The sequence below is a fragment of the Cryobacterium sp. 10I1 genome, assembly GCF_035019805.1.
Lineage (GTDB): Bacteria > Actinomycetota > Actinomycetes > Actinomycetales > Microbacteriaceae > Cryobacterium > Cryobacterium glucosi.
The window spans coordinates 1-230 of the sequence record NZ_JASJVF010000702.1 but is presented as its reverse complement, the minus strand read 5'-3'; the positions used below and the strand labels follow the sequence as shown (position 1 = coordinate 230).

Annotated in this window: 1 pseudogene; it reads right to left on the bottom strand. The window is 67.0% G+C overall.

The window, feature by feature from the left end:
- A pseudogene (locus QN345_RS20420) lies at positions 1 to 203 on the bottom strand (IS21 family transposase); the annotation flags it as partial.
- Between the last annotated feature and the right edge of the window lie 27 nt (positions 204 to 230).

Genomic DNA, 230 nt, shown 5'->3' with positions numbered 1-230 from the left:
ACCCATTCCTCGATCTTGGGCAGGAACGGGTCCGTGACCCGGCCCCGGTAGGCGGGCTCCGCGAGCGGCCGGCCCGCGTCGCGCGCGGCGACGTGCCGGGCGACGGTGTGATGCGAGCACCCGGTGAGCTCGGCCGCAGCACGCAACGACTCGGTCAGGTCGTAGGCAGCGAGTATTTCCATGATTTCTCCGTCAAACTTCATTCAGGGCCTCTTCCTGGGCGACTTTGA